At 60.9% G+C, this 20376-nt stretch carries 19 protein-coding genes; 5 read left to right on the top strand and 14 right to left on the bottom strand.

Going from position 1 to position 20376, the window contains the following annotated elements; genetic code table 11:
• The 8 genes from C1M53_RS18470 to C1M53_RS18435 all read right to left on the bottom strand — a co-directional run bounded on the left by C1M53_RS18470 (position 1) and on the right by C1M53_RS18435 (position 9704).
• Entirely contained in the window at positions 1-1173 is a 1173-nt protein-coding gene (locus C1M53_RS18470; protein ID WP_129416247.1) for a serine hydrolase, read from the bottom strand.
• 79 nt (positions 1174-1252) lie between these two features.
• The gene (locus C1M53_RS18465; RefSeq protein ID WP_129413564.1) at positions 1253-2458 is read right to left on the bottom strand and encodes a serine hydrolase; all 1206 of its coding nucleotides are present in this window, start codon (positions 2456-2458) and stop codon (positions 1253-1255) included.
• 291 nt (positions 2459-2749) lie between these two features.
• Entirely contained in the window at positions 2750-3784 is a 1035-nt protein-coding gene (locus C1M53_RS18460; protein WP_129413563.1) for an extracellular solute-binding protein, read from the bottom strand.
• Between the two features lie 211 nt (positions 3785-3995).
• Positions 3996-5030 (bottom strand): extracellular solute-binding protein, encoded by a 1035-nt coding sequence (locus C1M53_RS18455; protein ID WP_129413562.1) that lies wholly within the window; start codon positions 5028-5030, stop codon positions 3996-3998.
• Between the two features lie 48 nt (positions 5031-5078).
• Positions 5079-5879 carry an ABC transporter permease gene (locus C1M53_RS18450; RefSeq protein WP_129413561.1) on the bottom strand — a complete coding sequence of 267 codons (801 nt, stop codon included), beginning with the start codon at positions 5877-5879 and terminating at the stop codon, positions 5079-5081.
• Entirely contained in the window at positions 5872-6792 is a 921-nt protein-coding gene (locus C1M53_RS18445) for an ABC transporter permease (RefSeq protein WP_129413560.1), read from the bottom strand. The genes C1M53_RS18450 and C1M53_RS18445 overlap by 8 nt, the downstream gene beginning before the upstream one ends.
• Positions 6792-7889: an ABC transporter ATP-binding protein gene (locus tag C1M53_RS18440; protein ID WP_129413559.1), complete on the bottom strand. Its 1098-nt coding sequence runs from the start codon at positions 7887-7889 to the stop codon at positions 6792-6794. The genes C1M53_RS18445 and C1M53_RS18440 overlap by 1 nt, the downstream gene beginning before the upstream one ends.
• 135 nt (positions 7890-8024) lie before the next feature.
• Positions 8025-9704 (bottom strand): amidohydrolase, encoded by a 1680-nt coding sequence (locus C1M53_RS18435; RefSeq protein WP_129413558.1) that lies wholly within the window; start codon positions 9702-9704, stop codon positions 8025-8027.
• 260 nt (positions 9705-9964) lie between these two features.
• Here C1M53_RS18435 and C1M53_RS18430 point away from each other — a divergent pair, with 260 nt between their 5' ends.
• From C1M53_RS18430 to C1M53_RS18415, 4 genes are all read left to right on the top strand, one after another.
• The gene (locus C1M53_RS18430; RefSeq protein ID WP_129413557.1) at positions 9965-10618 is read left to right on the top strand and encodes a TetR/AcrR family transcriptional regulator; all 654 of its coding nucleotides are present in this window, start codon (positions 9965-9967) and stop codon (positions 10616-10618) included.
• Positions 10619-10642: 24 nt separating this feature from the next.
• Positions 10643-11674, top strand: a complete 1032-nt coding sequence (locus C1M53_RS18425) for a histone deacetylase family protein (RefSeq protein WP_129413556.1) — start codon at positions 10643-10645, stop codon at positions 11672-11674.
• A 385-nt stretch (positions 11675-12059) separates the two neighbouring features.
• Positions 12060-12770, top strand: a complete 711-nt coding sequence (locus C1M53_RS18420; protein ID WP_129413555.1) for a helix-turn-helix domain-containing protein — start codon at positions 12060-12062, stop codon at positions 12768-12770.
• The gene (locus tag C1M53_RS18415) at positions 12767-13534 is read left to right on the top strand and encodes a helix-turn-helix transcriptional regulator (protein ID WP_245488202.1); all 768 of its coding nucleotides are present in this window, start codon (positions 12767-12769) and stop codon (positions 13532-13534) included. The genes C1M53_RS18420 and C1M53_RS18415 overlap by 4 nt, the downstream gene beginning before the upstream one ends.
• 6 nt (positions 13535-13540) lie before the next feature.
• Here the strand turns inward: C1M53_RS18415 and C1M53_RS18410 are convergent, their stop codons facing one another.
• The 6 genes from C1M53_RS18410 to motA are packed head-to-tail and all read right to left on the bottom strand — an operon-like array spanning position 13541 to position 18389.
• On the bottom strand, positions 13541-13972 hold the full coding sequence (locus C1M53_RS18410; protein WP_129413554.1) for a hypothetical protein: 432 nt from the start codon (positions 13970-13972) through the stop codon (positions 13541-13543).
• Positions 13969-15051 carry a flagellar biosynthesis protein FlhB gene (flhB, locus tag C1M53_RS18405; RefSeq protein ID WP_129413553.1) on the bottom strand — a complete coding sequence of 361 codons (1083 nt, stop codon included), beginning with the start codon at positions 15049-15051 and terminating at the stop codon, positions 13969-13971. Before flhB ends, C1M53_RS18410 begins: the two co-directional genes overlap by 4 nt.
• Before the next feature lie 25 nt (positions 15052-15076).
• A complete protein-coding gene (locus tag C1M53_RS18400; RefSeq protein ID WP_129413552.1) occupies positions 15077-16096 on the bottom strand; it encodes a flagellar motor switch protein FliG in 1020 nt (339 codons plus the stop codon).
• A 41-nt stretch (positions 16097-16137) separates the two neighbouring features.
• Positions 16138-16524, bottom strand: coding sequence for a flagellar motor switch protein FliN (gene fliN / locus C1M53_RS18395; protein WP_129413551.1), 387 nt, complete (start codon positions 16522-16524; stop codon positions 16138-16140).
• Between the two features lie 25 nt (positions 16525-16549).
• The gene (locus C1M53_RS18390) at positions 16550-17479 is read right to left on the bottom strand and encodes a FliM/FliN family flagellar motor switch protein (RefSeq protein ID WP_129413550.1); all 930 of its coding nucleotides are present in this window, start codon (positions 17477-17479) and stop codon (positions 16550-16552) included.
• Positions 17480-17513: 34 nt separating this feature from the next.
• Positions 17514-18389, bottom strand: a complete 876-nt coding sequence (gene motA / locus C1M53_RS18385) for a flagellar motor stator protein MotA (protein ID WP_129413549.1) — start codon at positions 18387-18389, stop codon at positions 17514-17516.
• Positions 18390-18551: 162 nt separating this feature from the next.
• Here motA and C1M53_RS18380 point away from each other — a divergent pair, with 162 nt between their 5' ends.
• Positions 18552-20369 (top strand): DUF1217 domain-containing protein, encoded by a 1818-nt coding sequence (locus tag C1M53_RS18380; RefSeq protein WP_129413548.1) that lies wholly within the window; start codon positions 18552-18554, stop codon positions 20367-20369.
• The last annotated feature ends 7 nt before the right edge of the window (positions 20370-20376 follow it).

Below are 20376 nucleotides of genomic sequence, written 5' to 3'. Positions count from 1 at the left end.
TCATACCATCCTTACAAGCGCCTCGAAGAAATCGACATTGTCATGATCGAGCGGATCGTCGACCGGCGTCGGCTGCGACGACATCTTGACAATGACCACCTCGCTTGCCGGATCGACGAACAACCACTGGCCGTGGATGCCGATGCCGCAATAGGAACCCTTGCCGCTCTGGTACCACTTGTTGCGGTAACGCCCTTGGGCAAACAGATGCGCGAAGTCGCCGCGCTTCCAGGCTTCGAGACTGCCTGCGGTCGTTGTGTCGCGAACCCAGGTTTCCGACACGACACGCTTGCCATTGGCGACACCACCCTGGCGCATCATCTCGCCGACCCGAGCAAGGTCGCGCGGCGTCATCGAGATGCCGCCGGCAGTGCGTGCCGTACCGACCCGGTCGACCGTGATGGCGCCTTCACCACGGGCGCCGAGCGGTGCCCATAGTTTCTCGGCGAACAGCTCCGGCACACGCTTGCCGGAAGCGCGCTCGACCAGAACGCCGAGCAGGTCGGAATTCGGCGAGCGATAGCGGAAAACGTCGCCATGCGGTTCCGGCCTGCGCTTGATCGACAACAGGAACTCTTCCAGCCCCTCATCGCCGCCACCGGGATTCCACAGCGTCGCCCGCCGATAGCGGGCGAAGGAGCTTTCTGGATCAAGATAGGCTTCCTCGAAATCGAGGCTCACCGTCATGTCAAGCACGTGACGGACAGTGGCATCGCCATAGGCCGAACCGGTCGCCTCCGGAATATAGGCCGTCACCGGTGCTTCCGGATCGAAACGCCCCTCGCCTTCCAGGATGCCGGCCAGGATTGCGGTCAGCGACTTGCTGATCGAAAAGATGATGTGGCGATTGCCAGGCTGCATATGCGGCGCGAACCAGTCGCCGATAAACCTTCCGCCCTTCATGACGGTCAGCGCATCGGCGCTCGAGCGGTCGAGGAATGCTGCAACGGTTTCGGTTCCGTTGGAAAGCGATAGTGTTTCACCGAGCAGCGCGCTGAAATCGGCGATGGCCGGTTCGGCTTCGCTCGATGAAGCTTCGATGCGCGCACTTGGCACCAGTTCGCCGACATTCAGGAACGACCAGCGATTGAACGGCGCCGTGCGCCAGTTGGCGAGGGCCACAGCGCTGCGTCGGAAGCCGTATGCTTCCTCGAATTTCGTCCGGTTGGTCACGTCTTGTCCTTCCTGGGTAGTGCGCATGGCAAGGACGATCCACGATCGCCGGCGCCAGTTTTCCGCATCGATTGATCTGTCAGGCGGCGGAGCCCAGCTCCGCCGCAATTGCCGCGATCGCCTTCAGCGTCGCCACGGCAAAAGGCGTGTTCGAGAAATCCGGGAACGATGACAGCTTCACCGTCACCATCCGGCTGTTCCAGTCCACATGGATGAGCTGGCCGAAGACACCACGGCACATGAGCGCGCGCGAACGCGGATCTTCGATCCAGAACTGGTTGCGATAGCTGCCTTCCGGCAGGCTCTCGGAGAAATTGCCGCCATGCACACCATTCCTGGTCGCCTCGATCCAGGCAGCGGGAACAATGCCGGCGCCATTGTCGAGGATCATCTGGCCGAAACGTGCGTAGTCGCGAAGCGTGGCATTGAACCCGCCGTCGGCCAGTGCGTAACCCGCGCTGTCGACGGTGAAGCACGCGCTTTCCTCCACGCCGAGCTTCTGCCAGAGTTCTTCCGAAACGAGCTCGGCCAGCCTGCGCCCGGTTACGCGCTCCATGACAAAGGCGAGCACATCCGTCTCGATTGAACGGTATTCGAAGGCGGCACCGTGCGGCCGCACGGTCTCCCTGAGCCGCAGGATAAGTTCCCAGACATGCGCCGGCCACGGGAAGGCAGGATCGCTGTCTGGCGGCACCGGTTTCCAGCCGGACGCAACGTCCACCTGACCGATGTCGGAATAACGATCGGTATAGGCTTCCGAAAACTTCACGCCGGTCGTCATATCGAGCACCTGCTGAACCGTCGCACCTACCCAGCCCGTCTCGGCAAGTTCAGGAAGATACGCTGTCACCGGCTTTACCGGGTCGATCAGGCCACGACCGACAAGGATGCCGCAAACCGCCGCCGTCACCGACTTGGCCATCGACTGCGACAGATGCAGCGAACGCGGCGTCATGCCGTTGAAATAGCGCTCATAGGCGATCGAGCCGTCCTTCAACACCAGGAAACCGTCGGTATAGGTTTCGTCGAGCAGGCCTGCGAGCGTCGAGGCGCGGCCAAGGCTGTCAGTCACAGGCAGACCGTCGAGATCTGTCTCGGCGTATGGCAATTCGCTGACGGGACCAGGGCCGCGCCAGACCTCAACGGTCGGAACGATCTGGCGCATGTTCTGGAAAGCCCAGCGGTTCCACGGCGCCCTGTCCCAGTCGAGCCGGGGCGGCACCAGCGCTGGCGGCGAACCTTGCATGATCAACGGACGGGGATCGCTGTTGCGGTAGGGCTGCATGAGGAGCGCCTCCTGCGATATTTCAGGGTTCTTGAAACAACTGGCGCGCCGGGCAGCCGCCAGACGGATCGTCCGGCAGCAATCACCGCCGGACGCTGGAGCGTTGCCCGTTTTCACGGAAACGCTCCAGCTTCTTGCCTTGAGCAACTCCGGACGGAAAACGCCTTTCCGGGAACTGCTTCTAGAGCGTTTCCGCTTTTCACGGAAACGCGGAAACGCTCTAAGTTTTGGTTTCGCCGCATTTTTGTAACGCCAAGTGATTCCACTTGGCTACAAAATGCTCAGGACCGCTTACTTGCGCAGTTCGGTCCAGATCTTCTTGTAGAGCGCGTCAGCCTCTTCCGAACACATCAGCGCCATGGTGCCATGCGGCTTGGCTTCTTCCGGAACGATGATCTCCGGCGCATCGCGCATCTCGGCCGGCATGAATTTTTCGGAGCCTGCAACGCCATTGGCGTAGCGGTGGAAAGCCGAAAGGCCTGCAGCCACCTCCGGATCCATGATGAAGTTCTGGAACAGCTTGGCGTTCTCGGCGTTCTTGGCGTCCTTCAGGACCACGACATTGTCGGACCAGTAGGTGAAGCCTTCCTTCGGATAGCCGTAGTGAACCTGTGGATGCGCGAGCCGGATGCGCAGGCCGGCGCCGTTCCAGGTCGACGAAGCCTTGAAGTCGCCAGCACCCATCTTGTCGACGGCGCCATATTCCATGGCGATCCAGTTGGACTTGGCAGCCGTCAGCAGGTCGCGCACCTTCTTCAGCACTTCCTTGTCGGCCGTGCACTGCTCGCCGCCGACATAGCGGATGGCAGCGGTCATCACGTCCTTCATCTCGGGGACGACATTGACCTTGCCTTTCAGTTCGTCCGGCGTCTTGAAGATGATGTCCCAGGTGTTGATATCGCCCTTGTAGACATCGGTGTTGACGACGATGCCGACCGTGCCCCAGGCCCATGGCACAGAATATTTGCGGCCGGGGTCGAAATCGGGATTGGCCCATTCGGGGGCGATGTTCTTGAAGTTCTCCATGCCGCCTGGGTTGGTCTCGAGCAGCAGGCCTTCCTGGATCCAGATCGGCAGGTGCGTCTGTGACGGCACCACGATGTCGAAACCGGAGCCGCCCTGACGGACCTTGGCCAGAGCCGTATCGTTGGAATCGTAGTCGGTGATGGTGACCTTCACCTTGTACTTTTCCTCGAACTTCTTGATCACGTCCGGGTTGGTGTAGTTGCCCCAGTTGTAGATGTTGAGCGCACCTTCAGCACGGGCCAGGCCCGTCGCTGCAAGCAGCGCCAGCGCCGCCGTCGCGGCAAACAATCTCGAGTTCATGACAAGGGCTCCTTCTTCCAATCTGCGATAATTCTGCCTGCTTCAGGCAAAAAGCTTGCGACGGCCGGGACCGATTTATCGGTCCCGACTTCGTCATCTCAGGTTGTCCTAGAGCGTTTCCGTTTTTTCACGGAAACGCTCTAGGTTTTTGTTTTCGCCGTATTTTTGTAACGCCAAGTGATTCCACTTGGCATACAAAATGCTCGAGTGCTTACTTCTGCAGCTCTGTCCAGATCTTGCTGTAGATCTCCTGGATTTCCGGCGAGCACAGCCGCTGCAATTCGCCGAGCGACTTCACGTCGGCCGGGATGTTCACCTCCGGCGCGTCCTTCATGTCGGCGGGCATGAACTTCTCCGAACCCGCGATGCCGTTGGCATAGCGGTGGAAGGCCGAGTTCAGCGCGGCGTTTTCCGGATCCATCATGAAGTTCTGGAACAGCTTGGCGTTCTCGACGTTCTTGGCCTCCTTGAGCACGACGACGTTGTCGCTCCAGAGGCCATAGCCTTCCTTCGGATAGTTGTAGTGGATGGCCGGGTTCGCGAGCCGCTGGCGCAGGGCCGAGCCGTTCCAGTCGCTGGTCGCCTTGAAGTCGCCGGCACCCATCTTCTCGATGGTGTTGTATTCCATCGCGATCCAGTTCGGCTTGGCCGCTACCAGCGTGTCGCGCACCTTCTTCAGCACCGCCTTGTCGTCGGTGCACTGCTGGCCGCCGACATATTTGATGGCAGCGAAGATCACGTCGTTCATCTCGGGAACGACATTGACCTTGCCCTTCAATTCGTCAGGCGTGTTGAAGATGATGCCCCAGCTGTTGGCCGGTCCCTTGTAGGTGTCGGTGTTGACGACGACGCCGATCGTGCCCCAGGCCCATGGCACGGTGTATTTGCGGCCGGGGTCGAAGTCGGGATTGGCCCATTCCGGCGCGACGTTCTTGAAGTTCTCCATCTTGCCCGGATCAGTCTCCTGGATGAGACCCTCCTTGATCCAGACCGGGATGAAGGTCTGCGATGGGATGGCGATATCGAAACCCGTGCCGCCCTGGCGCACCTTGGCGAGCGCCGTGTCGTTGGAGTCGTAGTCGGTGACGGTGACCTTGACGCTATATTTCTGCTCGAACTTCTTGATCATGTCGGGGCTGATGTAGTTGCCCCAGTTGTAGATGTTGAGCGCGCCCTCGGCTCGGGCAAGGCCCGACGAGGCGAGCAGCGCCAGCCCGACGGCCGTCGCGGTGGTCTTCCAGTTCATTGTGTTCTCCCATTATTGCTTTGGTTTTTTGACATCCGGTTTGCACCGTCAGTCGCGTTTCTTGCTGACGAAGAAAAACAACGTGACGATGACGACCGACAGCAGCAGAAACGCCGTCGATATCGCATTGATCTCAGGCGTAATGCCGCGGCGGATCTGGCCGAGCATGTAGGTCGGCAGCGTGTCCTGGCCACCGGACTTGACGAACTCGGTGATGACGACGTCGTCCAGCGAAATCACGAAGGCCAGCATCAGCCCGGCCAGGATGCCGGGCCACAGCAGTGGCAGCGTCACGCGCCGGAAGGCTTGCCAGGGCGTCGCGTAGAGATCCGCCGCCGCGCGCTCCAGCGACAGGTCCATGTTTTCGAGCCGCGCACGGATCGGCAGATAGGCGAAGGGAATACAGAAAGCCGTGTGCGCGGCGATCAGGTAACCGAGGCCCGAATAGCCGGTGAAGATCTTGATGCGCGAGAAGAAGATCAGCAGCGCCACGCCGGTGACGATTTCCGGCACCATCAGCGGCTGGTTGATCATCGCGTATTTGAAGGTCAGCCCCGGATAGGGCGGCGTGCGGGTCGTCGCGAGCGCAGCCATCGTGGCCGCGATCGTGGCGAGGGTCGCTGCGATCGCGGCGATCTGGAAGGAGCGCAGCGTGGCATCGATGACCTGTGCGTTCTGCGAGGCGGACTGGAACCACTTCAGCGAGAAGCCGCCCCATTCCGACGTCGATGGCGCCTCGTTGAAGGCATAGACGACCAGCACGATGATCGGCATGTAGAGCGCGACGAAGCAGACGGCGGCGATCGTCGTGAAGCCCGGCTGATGGCGGATTGAGAAGCTTTTAGCCATGCCGCGCCTCCTGCGAACCGGCGTTGCGCACATAGACAAGCAGCGCCACCATGACGATGAGCATGACGGTGATCGACAACGCCGAACCCAGCGGCCAGTTGCGGCCCTGTCCGAACTGCAGCTCGATCAGGTTGGACAGCATCATGTTCTTGCCGCCGCCGAGCACGCTCGGTGTCACATAGGCGCCGATGGCCGGGATGAAGACCAGGATCGAGCCGGCGATGACACCAGGCTTGACCAGCGGGAAGATGATGCGGCGCAGCACCTGCCAGCGCGACGCGTAGAGGTCGTAGCCGGCCTCGACGAGCCGGAAATCCAGCTTTTCCATGGAGGCATAGACCGGCAGCACCATCAGCGGCAGGTAGACATAGGCCATGCCGATCAGGATCGCCGCGTCCGTGTACAGGATCTGTATCGGCGCCGAGACGATGCCGAGCTTTATCAGCACTGTGTTGATGATGCCTTCGTTGCGAATGATCTGCAGCACCGCAAAGGTGCGGATGAGCAGGTTCGTCCAGAACGGAATGGTGATCAGGAACAGCCAAAGGTCGCGCGTCTTTTCGCTGCGCGTCGCCATGAAGTAGGCGGTCGGAAAGCCAATCGCCAGAGTGATGATCGTCGTGATGATCGCAAGCTTCACCGAGCGCCAGAAGATGCTCATATGGGCACTGGCGAGCGAGAGCGTGTCATCGAAGATGTCGCGCTCGAACAGCACCGAGACCCAGGCTTCGGGCGAGAACTGCCACTTCACGTCGCCATAAGAACCGGGCGTCAGGAAGGAATAGACGAGCACGATCGCCAGCGGACCGACGGCGGCGAAGAAAATGGTGAGCATGGCAGGCGCGGAGAGATACCAGCGGTTGCGAATGTCGCGCCGGTCGGCCGCCCTGGCGATTTCCTCGGCGGTGGCCATCAGTCCCTCAACACCTGTGCGGCGTCATCGCTGATCGCGATTCCCGCCTTGTCACCCGTTTCAAAGCCGCAGTCTGCGTTACGCGCATTCTGCTGCCGCACGATGAAGAGGTCATTGCTGCCGTCGAGCCGCACGTGGATATGCGTGTCGGTGCCGAAATAGACGATGTTCTCGACCGTGCCCGAAAGCTCAGCCTTGCCCTTGACCAGCTTGGCGTGTTCGGGTCGAACCACCACTGTGGCTTCTCCCTTCGGCTGGAAACCGTCGGCGACGCTGGCCGTGATGGTGGCGCCCGATTTCAGCGTGGCGCGTGCCTTGCCATTCTCGACACCGGCTATGGAGGCGGTCAGGAAATTCGTCTCACCAATGAAGTCGGCGACGAAACGGTCAGCCGGCTTGTCATAGATGTCCCACGGGCTGCCGACCTGCAGGATCTTGCCTGACGACATCACCGCGATGCGGTCGGACATGGTCAGTGCTTCTTCCTGGTCGTGTGTGACGAAGATGAAGGTGATGCCGGTCTGGTTCTGCAGCCGCTTCAATTCGATCTGCATTTCCTTGCGCAGCTTGTAGTCGAGCGCCGACAGCGGCTCGTCGAGCAGGAGCACCTTCGGCTGCGGCGCCAGAGCGCGGGCCAGCGCAACGCGCTGTTGCTGGCCACCGGAAATCTGGCTGGTGCGCCGCGAGGCCAGATGCTCCATGCGCACCAGCTTCAGCATCTCGGCGACACGGGCCCTGATCTCGGCCTTGGGCTTGCGCAGCATCTCCAGACCGAAGCCGATGTTCTCGGCCACCGTCATGTGCGGAAACAGCGCATAGCTCTGGAAGACGGTGTTGACCGGCCGCTTGAATGGCGGCAGCAACGCAATGTCGTCGCCGTAGAGCAGGATCTCGCCAGCACTCGGATAGTCGAAACCGGCGATCAGCCGAAGCAGTGTCGTCTTCCCGCAGCCGGAAGGTCCCAGCAGCGTGAAGAACTCGTTCTCCCGGATCGAAACCGAGACCGTGTCCAATGCGGCAACCGCCGCGTCCCCAGTACCGAAGACCTTCCGCACACCGCGGACTTCGATCGCGTTCTTACCCGGTTGTTCCGGCACTCAAGCCCCTCTTTTTTTCTTGGCCCGTCCTCGAAAACAGGCCTTTTCTTCTGGTTTAGATTGTCACCACAAGCCGCCACGCTTGGCAACAATCGGATCGAATATCAGTTCATCGGGCGAAACGAATGTTCACCATCAGGACTGATAGGTAACCTTGCCGCCGCAGATGGTCGTGACGGGACGCACCTCATGCAGCCGCTGCGGCTCGACCGCCTCGACATCCTGCGAAAGCACAACGAGATCGGCCATGAACCTTGGCTTCAGCCTGCCTTTGCGCTGCTCCATGAACTCGGCATAAGCGCCCTCCACGGTGTAGGCCGCGATCGACTCCCTCAGCGAGAAGCTCTGGTCCGGATCGCCTTGCGCCCAAGGCTTGCGCAGCACCGCCGCCTGGATGCCGAGGATTGGATCAATCGGCGAAACTGGCCAGTCGGAAGCAAAGACGACATGCGCGCCTGCATCCTTCAGCGTGCGCCAGGCATAGCTCAGCGGCCAGCGCGCCTTGCCGATACGCGACACTGTCGGCTCCAGCGGAAAATCCATCGCTCCCGGCGGATGCGGAGGCTGCATCGAGGCAATCACGCCAAGTTCAGCGAAGCGCGGAACATCGGAAGCCGCAACCACCTCGATATGCTCTATGCGGTGGCGGCTCTCGCGTTGACCGTTGGCTGTCGCCGCCGCCTCATAGCCATCGAGCACAGCCTGCACGGCACCGTCGCCAATGGAGTGCACCGCGATCTGCAGGCCGCGCGCATCGATGGCAACGGCCAGGGCCTTGAATTCTTCCGGCGTGAACAACGGCTCACCGACCCAATCCGGGCGATCGGCATAAGGCTCGATCATCACGGCCGTCCATGAATCCAGCACGCCGTCGTAGAAAACCTTGACGATGCCGGAGGACAGCCACTCGCTGTCATAGCGTTCGGCCATGAGCGAGGCTTTCTCCAGAATGTCGAGCTTCATGAAATTCTTGAAGTGGAAAGGTATCTGCACGCGGCAGGAAAGCCCTTCCTCGGCTTCGATTTCGGCCAGCAGTTCGAGCTGGTAAAGATTGCCATCCATGTTCTGGATCGACGTGATGCCATGCTGCGCACACCACGCCAGACCACGCCGCATGATGTCACGGTCGGCGGCACGCTGTTCAGGCGTCGGTGCCGGATCCGGCTCACCGCCGGTCGACAGTCCGAGCCGCACACGTTCCTCACCGGCCAAGGCCAGCACCGGACCGAATGCTTCGCCTTCCCGCAGTTCGCCTTCGGCCAGCCCGTCCTCGCCCATGACGATCTCGTTGCCCGGGCCAAGCGCACGGCCATGCAGGATCCCTGCGGCTTCCAGTGCACAGGTGTTGGCCCACATCGTATGATGGTCGGGGGCAGCCATGCAGAACGGCCGATCCCGCAGGATCGCGTCGAGATGATGCCGGGTCACCCGCTCCTCGCCGAGGATGGTGTAGTCGGCACTCTGCGCGACAAGCATCGGCGCATCCGGCCGGGATGCGGCATAAGCAAGGACCGCCTCCTTGAGAGCGTCGAAGCCATGAACACCGGCAAGATGCAGATGCGCCAGCTCGGCCGCACCGGAAAAGAGATGCATGTGCGCTTCGATGAAGCCGGGCAGCACCGAACCGCCCTTGGCATCGACGATTTTGGTGGCAGGCCCCTTCAGGGCTTCGACGACAGCACGGCTGCCGACTGCGAGGATGGACCCGTCCTTGATGGCAACGGCTTCTGCGACGGGACTGTCGTCATCCATGGTCAGCACACGGCCGTTTACGACGATCAGATCGGCTTGATGAACCGCACCAGTGACAGACATCGCGACTCCGCGCTTTTGACTGATCAAGACCGCCTCGACTCTGCACTCCACACATGACCGCCCCCCCCAGGGACGGCGTGATCGGACAGAAATTGATGCCAGTCTGCCGCCTCCGGAATTCCCCTTAGTTTCCCTAAAGACAGCGTGGAGAAAAAATGCGACTATTTATTCGCGTTTGTCAATATGTGGATTCTGCGATGCCTTGTGGACAGCACCCCGCGCGTATGCTGAGAGCGGACGGGGAACGAGGAATTCAAGCGGTGAAGCGCGATCTCAAACGCAAGACCAAGATAGCGCTGGAACCGCGCAAGCAACCGAGACAGGAACGGTCGAGCAAAGTCGTCGACCGGATTCTCGATGCCGCCCTGATACTGACGCGGGAGCAGGGAACGGGGACACCGACGACGCTCGCCATTGCGCAGCGCGCCGGCCTGTCTGTTGGCTCGGTCTACCAATACTATCCAAACAAGGAAGCTATTCTTCTCGATCTCGCCCGGCGCTGGCTGGGGGCATTCCCCGAAGTGATCGAAAAACGCACCCGGGTTCCGCGCCCGACGACCCGCGCTGCGTTTCAGCGCGAGGTGCGGGAACTCTTCATCGACACATCAAGGCTCTATCTCGAGAATGCCAGCCTGATGCCGGTGATCGAGGCCATCACCGGCAATCCGGACCTGAGGCCGATCCAGAACGAATATGATGAGCAGATTATCGCACTTTATGCAGCCTGGCTGCGTCATGTGAATCCGGGCCTGCAGGAAGACGTCGCCAGCCGGCTCGGCGTCGTGATGATGGAGGTCGGGCACGTGTGCCGCCTTGTTGGCCTCAAGAAGGACCGCAGGACCTTCGATCTGCTGGAGGATGACGTCGAGACCATGTGGATCGCGCTCGTCACCCCTTATCTCGATCTCGACTAACAACCATTCCAGGGAAGGAACTTCATGAAGACTGTCTATTCGCCGCTCCATGCCGGCCATGCCGGCACGATGGAGCTGATGTCGGGAGCGATCGTACCCGGCTTCGAGAAACCCTCACGGGCCGAAATCATCAAGGCACGCGTCGAGAGCGAAAAGCTCGGCCCGATCATGCCACCGGAGACACATGACCTCGTCGCGGCCAAGCGCATCCACAAGGCCGACTACATCGACTTCCTGCCGACGGTCTATCCCGAATGGGAAAAACTTGGTCGCTCCGGTTCGGCGATCCCCTACACCTGGCCAACCCGCGGCCTGCGTGGCGATGTCGTGCCCGACACCATCGACGCCAAGCTGGGTTATTATTCCTTCGACGCCGGCGCACCTTTCGTCAAAGGCACATGGGAAGCGATCAAATCATCGTATGACGTTGCCCTGACCGGCGCCAGGCTGGTCAAGGATGGCGAGCCGGCTGCCTTTGCCCTGTGCCGCCCACCTGGACATCACGCCGGTGCCGGCTTCATGGGCGGCTATTGCTACATCAACAACGCCGCTGTCGCCGCACAATGGTTCCTCGACCAGGGTGCCAGGCGCGTCGCGATCCTCGACGTCGACTACCACCACGGCAACGGCACGCAGGAGATCTTCTATTCCCGCGCCGACGTACAGGTACTGAACCTGCACGGCGATCCGATGGTCGAATATCCCTACTTCCTCGGCCATGCCGACGAACATGGCGAAGGTGCCGGCGAAGGTTTCAACGTCAACTACCCTCTCCCCTTCGGAACCAGCTGGGAGGCCTGGAACGCGGCCCTCGACGACGCCTGCGCAAAACTCTCCGCCTACGGCCCGGATGTCGTCGTCGTTTCGCTCGGCGTCGACACCTTCGAAAAGGATCCGATCAGCCAGTTCAAGCTCAAGAGCAGCGACTATCCCAAGATCGGCGCCCGCATCGCCAGGTTGAACCTGCCGACGCTGTTCGTGATGGAAGGCGGCTATGCCGTCGACGAGATCGGCGTGAACGCGGTTGGCGTCCTGACCGGTTTCGAGGGGCGGTAGCCTGCCACGCCTCGCCGCCCCTGGAAGCGCTCCAGGGGCGGCGAGACATTTTTTTTCATGGCTCGAAATCCAGCAAATGCGCGGCCTGAGTCGCGTCTGCGAGTCCACTGAATCCGGATCTGTCAATTCCCGTTTGAAGTCGGATTCATCAACCGCTAAATTAAACCCGAATCAGCCGTTCCAAGGGGGCACGGCGAACCATCCAAAGTCCTGTTGTACCGGAGTTTTCCGGCACAAGGCGCGATTGGTTTCGCGTTCCCTGCCGGATTCGGCCGATAGGTGCCGTTGTGCGCCGAGAGTGTGTTTTAGGTGAATGTGACGCGTACCCGCGTCCGGCGCTGCTGAACCAGCACCGGGCATAAGAATCGATTCCGGCCCGAAGACTATGACAGCCTTTGCAGCCCCCATAGCTTCCGACATGATCGGAACACGTCTGGCCTCTCGCGCGGACCTGACCGGGTTTCTCACCCAACTCTCCGATGAGATCGGTGCCGACAGTTACATGCTGGTGGCAATCATCCATGACGAGGAGCGCAACGATGCCCGTATCGTCGCGTCGAACTGGCTGTATGACGCGATCGAATTGATCGGCAAGCATCTGATCGCCGCTCTGGCTCACGGCCCCCTCACCTCCCCCCCAGGCAATCGGCCGCGCGCGCTCGTTGCATCCCACGCAGAGACGGCAGCAGGGCTGCTCAATGGCGAGGAAGCCAAGCTGCTCGATGTGCTGGGACATGCCGAACTCTATTCGCTGCGCCTCGATGTCGGCCGGCAGCGTCTTTTCCTGCTGTTTTCCGCGGCCGAGGCCGGCAACATCCAGCAGGATGCCCTCAACCGGGCACAGTTGAAGTGCTGCTACGCACTTTCGCAAGTGCCGCAGCTTCTCGCCACCGCAGCGCTGCAGGATCCACTTTCCGATCGCGAGCGCGAATGCCTGTTCTGGGTCTCGGAAGGCAAGACGACCGAAGAGGTTGCCGTCATCCTCGGCGTCTCCGCCAACACGGTCAACAGCTACATCACCCACGCCATCCAGAAGTTCTCGGCTTCCAACCGGGCGATGGCAATTGCGACTGCGATCAGGAGCGGCATCATTTGACACACGCTCGCGCACACGAACTTGGCGACGATTCATTCTTCGCGCATCGCAATCCGTTCGGCGCTGCAGCAGCGAACTCCGACCTTTTCACCGTCACCATCCCGGATGCCGTGCGCCGCTGCCGCTGGATCGCGATGGACATCAACGCCAGTGCGTTCGGATTGTATTTCGTCTCGCCATCCGCCGACCGGCCACGGTTGGTACCGTGTTTCGATTCCGACTATCCTGGCATCGCCGGAGCAACACGCAACATCTCCACAGCGGCCAGCGAAGACATCATCCAGCACGTGCGCCATTCCACCGGCCCGCGATTCTGGTCCACTGAAATCGACCGGCCCCCCGAAGCCGAAAGCGTGTTTCCCTGGATCGAGCGTACGGCTGCCCTCGTTCCGGACACGACCGGAATAGCCTTCCCTGTTCACGCCGAGCGCGGCCAGAGCGGCCTGGTGGTTTTCTTCGGTGCAAACGTCACGCCTCTGCTAGGCGATACCATATACGACATCCACGCTCGCTGCTTCACTTTGTTCGATGCCGTGTCCCGCATCCGGCCGGGGGACACCGGCCGCGCAAAAGCCATGTCGAAGCGCGAGCTGGAATGCCTGAAGCTGACTGCCAACGGCTATACCAGCGAGGAGATCGCGCGGCTTCTGAAGCTGTCGGTCCACACCGCCAACCAGTATCTCACCCAGTCGGCACAGAAACTGGATGCGGTGAACCGTACGCAGGCGGTTGCGAAGGCCTTGCGTCTGGGCCTCATCGACTGAACCTGCCTATCCTATCGGCTCGGGACGCCGGATACGGGCGCTTTCCAGCATGGTCTCCAGCAACTCGGTGTTGCGGGTCGGATCTTCGTCCGGTTTCTCGAACGAGATGTAGTTCAAGACCACCGAAGCTTCGTTTTCTGTCAGCGTGAGCTGGAAATAGACCGTCACGCCGCGCGGCCTCAGTTCCAGGTCGAGCACGATGCGCGGCGAACCGCTCCAGTCGACATGCGCCTCGCCGCCATTGCCAAGCCGCAATGTGCCCGGCACGAAAAACAGTTCGGATGCTGAATCGACCAGATCCGACAGGCAGGCGAAATGCTCGAGCCGGATGAAGGCGATGTAGTCGGCGACATCGATGAGCCTGAGTTCGGCCACCACCTGTTCGATGGCACGGGCTACGATGACTTCGCGCGAAAGTGTGTGCGGCTGTCGATTCATGAGGTCCGTCGGCGCTCTGCCTTTTTCGAGTAAACGATGCGTACCAGCTCGGCCACTGCTTGGTAAAATTGTGACGGGATGACGCTATCAACCGAAACTTGCTTGTACATGGAGCGAGCAAGCGCAACGTCCTCGAAAATGGGGATATTGTGCTCGCGCGCGATTTCGCGAATGCGCAGCGCCACCAGGTCCTGCCCCTTGGCAAGCACCACCGGCGCCGAATCCTGATCGCGGACGTAGCGCAGCGCGATCGAGAAATGGGTCGGGTTGGCAATGACGAGTGTGGCGGTGGGCACTGCCGTCATCATCCGCCGCCTTGCCCTGTCGCGGGCCAGAGAGCGCAGCCTCGACTTGACGATCGGGTCACCTTCCGACTGCTTCAGCTCGTCCTTCACTTCCTGCTTGCTCATCCTCAGGTCGCGTCGCCAGTGGAAGCGTGACCAGACAAAGTCGGCGGCGGCGATGACCGTCATGACAAAGACGATGGCAACAAGGATCTGAATGGCGATCGAGCGTATCACCAGGCCGAACTCGACGGGACCGGTGATCATGCCATTGAGCAACCTGCGATGGTCCTGCGACAGCGTGAAGATCAGCACCGCGACGACAAAGCCGAGCTTTGCCAGCGATTTCAGGAATTCGACGAAACCCTGAAGGCCAAACAGCCGCTTCCAGCCCTGGGCGAGCGAAATGCGTGACCATTGCGGCCGGATTCGTTCACCGACGAACTGAGGAACATTCTGGAATACCGACGCACCAACGCCTGCAATCACCAGCAGCACCAGCAGTGCGACCACCGCACGGCCGATCTCGACCATCACCATTCCATAGAGGTGGATGACGTCAGTCTCGGTGTCGATCGACCATGATTCCGGCCTCTCGAGGAATGACGCCAGGAAGATGCTGAGGTTTACCGTCGCCTCGCGCGCGTAAAAGACCGCGAAGACCAGGATGGCCACAAAGGAGGTTAACAGCGCCGCCTCTTTGGAGTGAGGCAGCTTGCCCTTCTCCATCGTGTCGCGGATCTTCTTCTCTGTGGGTTCCTCTGTTTTGGAATCCTTGTCGTCGGCCTCCGCCATGCCGCGCCCGCCGGACTAGCGCTGGTCAGGCTGCATCGGCGGCGCTCTGCGCCGCCGGCAGTTCGAATGCGCCTTCCCGCGCAAGGCGCACCGTCGAAGCCGCAACGTTCTTGCGTGCCGCCATGATGTCGGCCATCGGAACGCCTTCCGAACCCTGGCTGAGTTCGGCTTCGATCATGCGGCGCGAACGCTGGCCGATGGAGGACAGTACCGCTTCGGTCAGCGCCGGTGTCGCACCACGCAGGGCGAGCGTGACCACCTCGCTCGACAAGCCGTCGAAAACGAGAACGCGTGCTTTCTGCGTAAGCAGGGGCAGATCGTCGAAGTTGAAGATACGGGCGCGCACGCCGTCGAGATCGGGCGTGCCGGCGGCCTCGAGATCCTGCATCGTCTCGTCGAGCTGGCTCTTGTCCATTTCGTTGAGCAGGCTGGCAACACGGATCTGGCCTGCCGTCGTATCCTTCGATGACGTCTCGGCCAGCACGCGTGCCCGAAGCTGGCTTTCGACGATCTTCGTCGCCGTTTCCGGGATCACGGTCATCGTCACCATGCGCCGCAGGATCTCGCTGCGCAGCTGTTTGTCCAGTGTGAGCAGTACCGCCGACGCCGGCTGAGGCGCCAGCATTGAAAGGACTGCCGCTGAAGTCTGCGGATGTTCTCCGGAGAGGAAGCTGCCCAACCGCTGCGGTTCCAGCTTCTCGAGTTGCGGCCATATCGACGGGGGTCCAGCCGGCTCCGCTTCCGCCTTCTTGCCGCTCATGATGGCGTCGACTTCCTCGGGCGACAGCGACTCGTTCAGAATCGTGTCCATCTTGTCCGCGGAATCGAGCAGACCTGCCCCTTCCGTGAATTCCGCCTCGAATTCGGCGACGACGCGTTCCAGGTCAGCTTGCGGAATGGTTCGCAACAGGCGTGCTGCCTCGATCAGCGCCTTGAGTTCTTCCTGTTTGAAGAACTTCAGCAGCTTGCTCGCTGAAGGCTTTCCCATCGCAACCAGGATTGCGGCGGCCTTCTGTGCGCGTGTCAGCGTCAGCGGCGTGCTCATCCCCTCATCCTCGCTGCTTGCCCGGCGGGTCGCATGTCCGGTCAACCGTTCTTTTTGGCCGCCACGATCTCGGTCAGGCGAATGCCGAAGCGCGACGGGTCGTTTTCAAGGACCGTGATTTCGCCGCGCGCAATGCGGCGGCCGTTGACGACAACGTCGACCGGTTCGCCGATGCGGCGGTTCAACGCCACTGTAGATCCCTTCTGCAAGCCCATCAGGTCGGACACCTGCATCTCGGCGCTCCCAAGCACGATCTGGACATCAACCGGGATGTTGAGGATGACACCTGGATTGGTCGCGGTCGCCTCGCGTGCCGGCGTGCCCGCGCGCTGCTCTTCTTCCTGCAGCACACCGCGCAATTCCTCGATCGCACGGTTGAGCTGATCGTCCGAGGCTTCGAGATCGGCTTCCGGGTTGGTCTTGCTCATGCGTCGTCTCCAAATAGTTCCGACATCAGCCGGGCATCAACCCGTCGATGAAGTCCTGTCCCGCATCAAAAGGTTGCTTGATGCGAACCGTATAGTTCTGACCAAGTTTGCCGAACTCGCAGACAAACAGCGTCTTGTTGCGCGCGGACAGTTGCGCCTGTCCCTGCGCGTTTTCCTCGATATCAAGGACTTGACCGACATGCAGCCGCGCGAGATCGCCCAAGGTCATCCTTGCCAGCGGCATCGTCGCTTCGAGGGTGACGGCCGAGCGCATCACCTCCTCGGAGAAACGTTCGTGCCATTCGGTCTGCGACGACGTCTCCTCTTCGGCTCCGCCATTGCGCTGCACCAGAAGCACGCGCTGGGGGATCATCACCGTGATCGTACCGCTTTCCGTCGGGGTAGACAGGCCGAAGACAAGACGTACGGCCGCACCGTCGCGTAGGACCCGACGCCTGGCTTCCTGGCCAGACATGGCGCGCGGAACCGGGAAACGCAGATCGAGCGAACGCTTGCCCGACCCGTTCAGCGCCTGCGCGATCTCTTCGAAAACCAGTGTCGCCACTTCGGCTTCCAGCGGCGACAGGTCGCGCTCGATCGGCGAAACCGCGGCTTCCGGGTCTCCACCGAAAAGAGCAGAGACCATCACGGCCACAGCCTGCGCATCCATCACCATCGTCAGCGCATCCGACGAGACGGTCGAGGGCGCGACTGTCATGGCGAAATTGTCACCGGCATGCGCGCGCGCCTGGATGGTGCGGGAAACCTCGACAGCGCGAAGGTCGAGAGTCACCTGCGCGCCGATCTCGCCGGAAAGACGCTTCTGCAATGGCGAGACAATGCGTTCGCCCATCGAGCGGCCGGCGCCGATCACATGCGACGCTTCTCCGCTGTCGCCGACCAGACGCTCGATCACCAGCGCACGGCTGTCATCCATGGTGGCAAGGCCGCTCATGACGCCATCACATCGTTGCTCTTACAGGCCATGCTTACGCCGCCTTCTTGTCCGCGGCACCGGTGCTCAGCGTGCTCTGCTCAACGGCGTCGATCGACGGGCGATCATAGGACGAGATCGTCTTGCGGCCAAACTCGATGGCAACCTGGGGCAGCGATCCGTTCATGTAGGCAAGCAGCGTCTGCTTCACGATGATGTAGAGACGGTTCTTCTTCTCGCGCACCATCTTGATCTTGGTGGCGATCGGGCCGACCACTGCATAGGAGAGGAAGATGCCGAGGAAGGTGCCGACAAGTGCAGCGCCGATCAAACCGCCCAGGATTTCCGGTGACTGGTCGAGCGCGCCCATCGCCTTCACCACACCCAGCACGGCCGCGACGATACCGAGCGCCGGCAGGCCGTCACCAACGGCAACCATCGCATGATAGGGCTTCAGCTTGTCGGCCTTGATGGTCTGGATCTCTTCATCCATCAGCGCTTCGATCTCGAACGGACGCGCATTGCCGATGATGATGATGCGGCAATAGTCGCAGATGAAATGCGTGAGGTCGTGGTTCTTGAGCACCGTTGGAAACGCCTGGAAGATCGGCGACTCCTCCGGATTGTCGATATGGGCCTCGACCTCGGAGCGTGACTTGGAGCGCAGTTCGCGCATCAGCGAGTGCAGGACGCCCAGCGTCTCGAGATAGTCCTGCTCCTTCGGCACCGACTGCTTGAAGGCTTCCAGGATGGCTTTGCCCGTGTCCTTAACCGTCTTCATCGGGTTGGCGACGAGGAAGCACCCCAGCGCCGCGCCGCAGATGATGACGGCTTCCCATGGCTGGATCAGCACCTGCACGTGCCCGCCCATGGCCATGAAGCCGCCGAGGACGCAACCGAGCGTCACCACCAAGCCGATCAAAATGCCCACTGCCGGTCCTTCCGAGATTCAACTGCAGACGGAATAGACGTCGTGCCTTGTGTGAGGCTTGAATCCTGGAACTGCACCCGCCTTGCTTTTGACAGATGCGATTCAGCCTCGCGCAAGGAAGTTGACCTACTTTAGCACGAACTGCTGCAGCGGGAGGCGTGCGTGAGCACCTATCTGGACTATCAGTTGATCACCAGGGACCTTGCCCGGTCGCTTGACCGGACCAGCAAGCAGGTCACGGTCTCGCGCGACACGAAGTATTATCTCGACAACATCGGCAAGGTGAAGTCGATCGATGAATTCCTGAAAAACGACCGCCTTTTCAAATATGCCATGAAGGCCTTCGGCCTCGAAGACATGGCCTATGCCAAGGCTTTCATGAAAAAGGCGCTGACCGAGGGCGTCGACAAGCCGGACTCATTCGCCAACAAGCTGACCGACAAGCGCTACGCGGAGTTTGTCAAAGCCTTCAATTTCAAACGCTATGGCGAGTTGGCCACCTCCTACAACGGCGCACAGCATGACGTGCCGAAGAATTTCTCCCTGCAGGTCGGCATCACTTACACGCAGCAGGGCAGCAGCTTTCTCGAAGGCGAAATCCGCAACTACATCGGCAAGATTTCAAGCGTGAAGTCGATCGACGACCTGATGGGCGATTCCAGGTTGCTGACCATCGCCCTCGGCGCCTTCGGAATCGATGCCAAGAAAGAGACGCCAGAGCGTATCCGCGAAATGCTGGAGGGCGGGGTCAGCAATCCCGACAGCCCGGCCAACAAGCTCGCCGCGGCAGGTGACAAGCGCTACGCCAATTTCGTTACCGCCTTTGATTTCAACCAATTCGGCGCCGATACCACGTCCAAGGACGCTGTTCAGTTTGCCGTGCCCAAGCAGTACATCGCAAACGCCGGGTTTTCCACGATCCTGCAGCGGCCGGAATACACCAAGGCCGAAAGCGAGTATTACAAACTCAATATCGGCAAGGTGACGTCGGCCTACGATCTGGTCAACGACAAGCGCCTGCTCCGGGTCGCCATGTCCGCTTTCGGGCTGGACATGGATGCGGAAGATCCGACAGCCATCCGCAAGATGCTGGATGGCGGCATCACCGATCCGAAAAGCCCGGCCAATGTGGCAGGCAAAGCCTATGTCGACTTTGTCACGGCCTTCAATTTTGCCGAGTATGGTCGGGACACGACCACGCGCGATGCGGTCCAGAAGGACACGCTCAAACTATACACCACGAAAAGCCAGATCGGCCTGATCAAGCCCGGCGCCGATTACATCGCCGCCGAAACAGCCTACTACAACACCAATGTCGTCAAGCTGCGCTCCGTGGACGGCTTGCTGGCCGACAAGCGTCTGTTGAACTACGCGCTGACGGCTTATGGCCTCGACCCCACCAAGGAAACGCCGGCGCGCATCCGCCAGATGCTTGAAGGCGGCATCACCGATCCGAACAGTCCGGCCAACAAGTCGGGCAGCAAGAACTACATCGCCTTCGTCACCGCCTTCAATTTCGCCCAATATGGCGAGAAGGCCGTGACCCGTTCGCTGGCGCAACAGCCGGCGACCGACAAGTATGTGCGTCAGACACTCGAAGAAGATGCCGGCAAGACCAATGAAGGCGTGCGGCTGGCGCTCTATTTCCAACGCAAGGCGCCGTCGCTGACCAACTGGTACGAAGTCCTGGCCGACAAGGCGCTTTCGCAGGTGGTGCGCACGGCGTTCGGCCTGCCGGAAGCCTTTGCCAAGGCCGACATCGACAAGCAGGTGAAGCTGTTCGAAAGCAAGTTCAACATCAAGGATTTCGCCGATCCCGTGAAGCTCGGCAAGTTCATCACCCGCTACACCACCATGTACGAGCTCGACAATCCGTCGTCGCCGCAGATGTCGGCGGCCACGATCCTGTTTGCCCAGCCGACCGCCGCCGGTGTTTCCACCGATCTCCTCTTTGCCATGCAGCGGCTGAAGAAGTTCTAGGACCATC

Origin of the sequence: Mesorhizobium sp. Pch-S (assembly GCF_004136315.1) — a bacterium.
In the GTDB taxonomy this organism is placed as follows: Bacteria; Pseudomonadota; Alphaproteobacteria; order Rhizobiales; family Rhizobiaceae; genus Mesorhizobium.
Note: the sequence above shows the minus strand (reverse complement) of the source record. Positions and strands in the feature narration are given on the sequence as shown.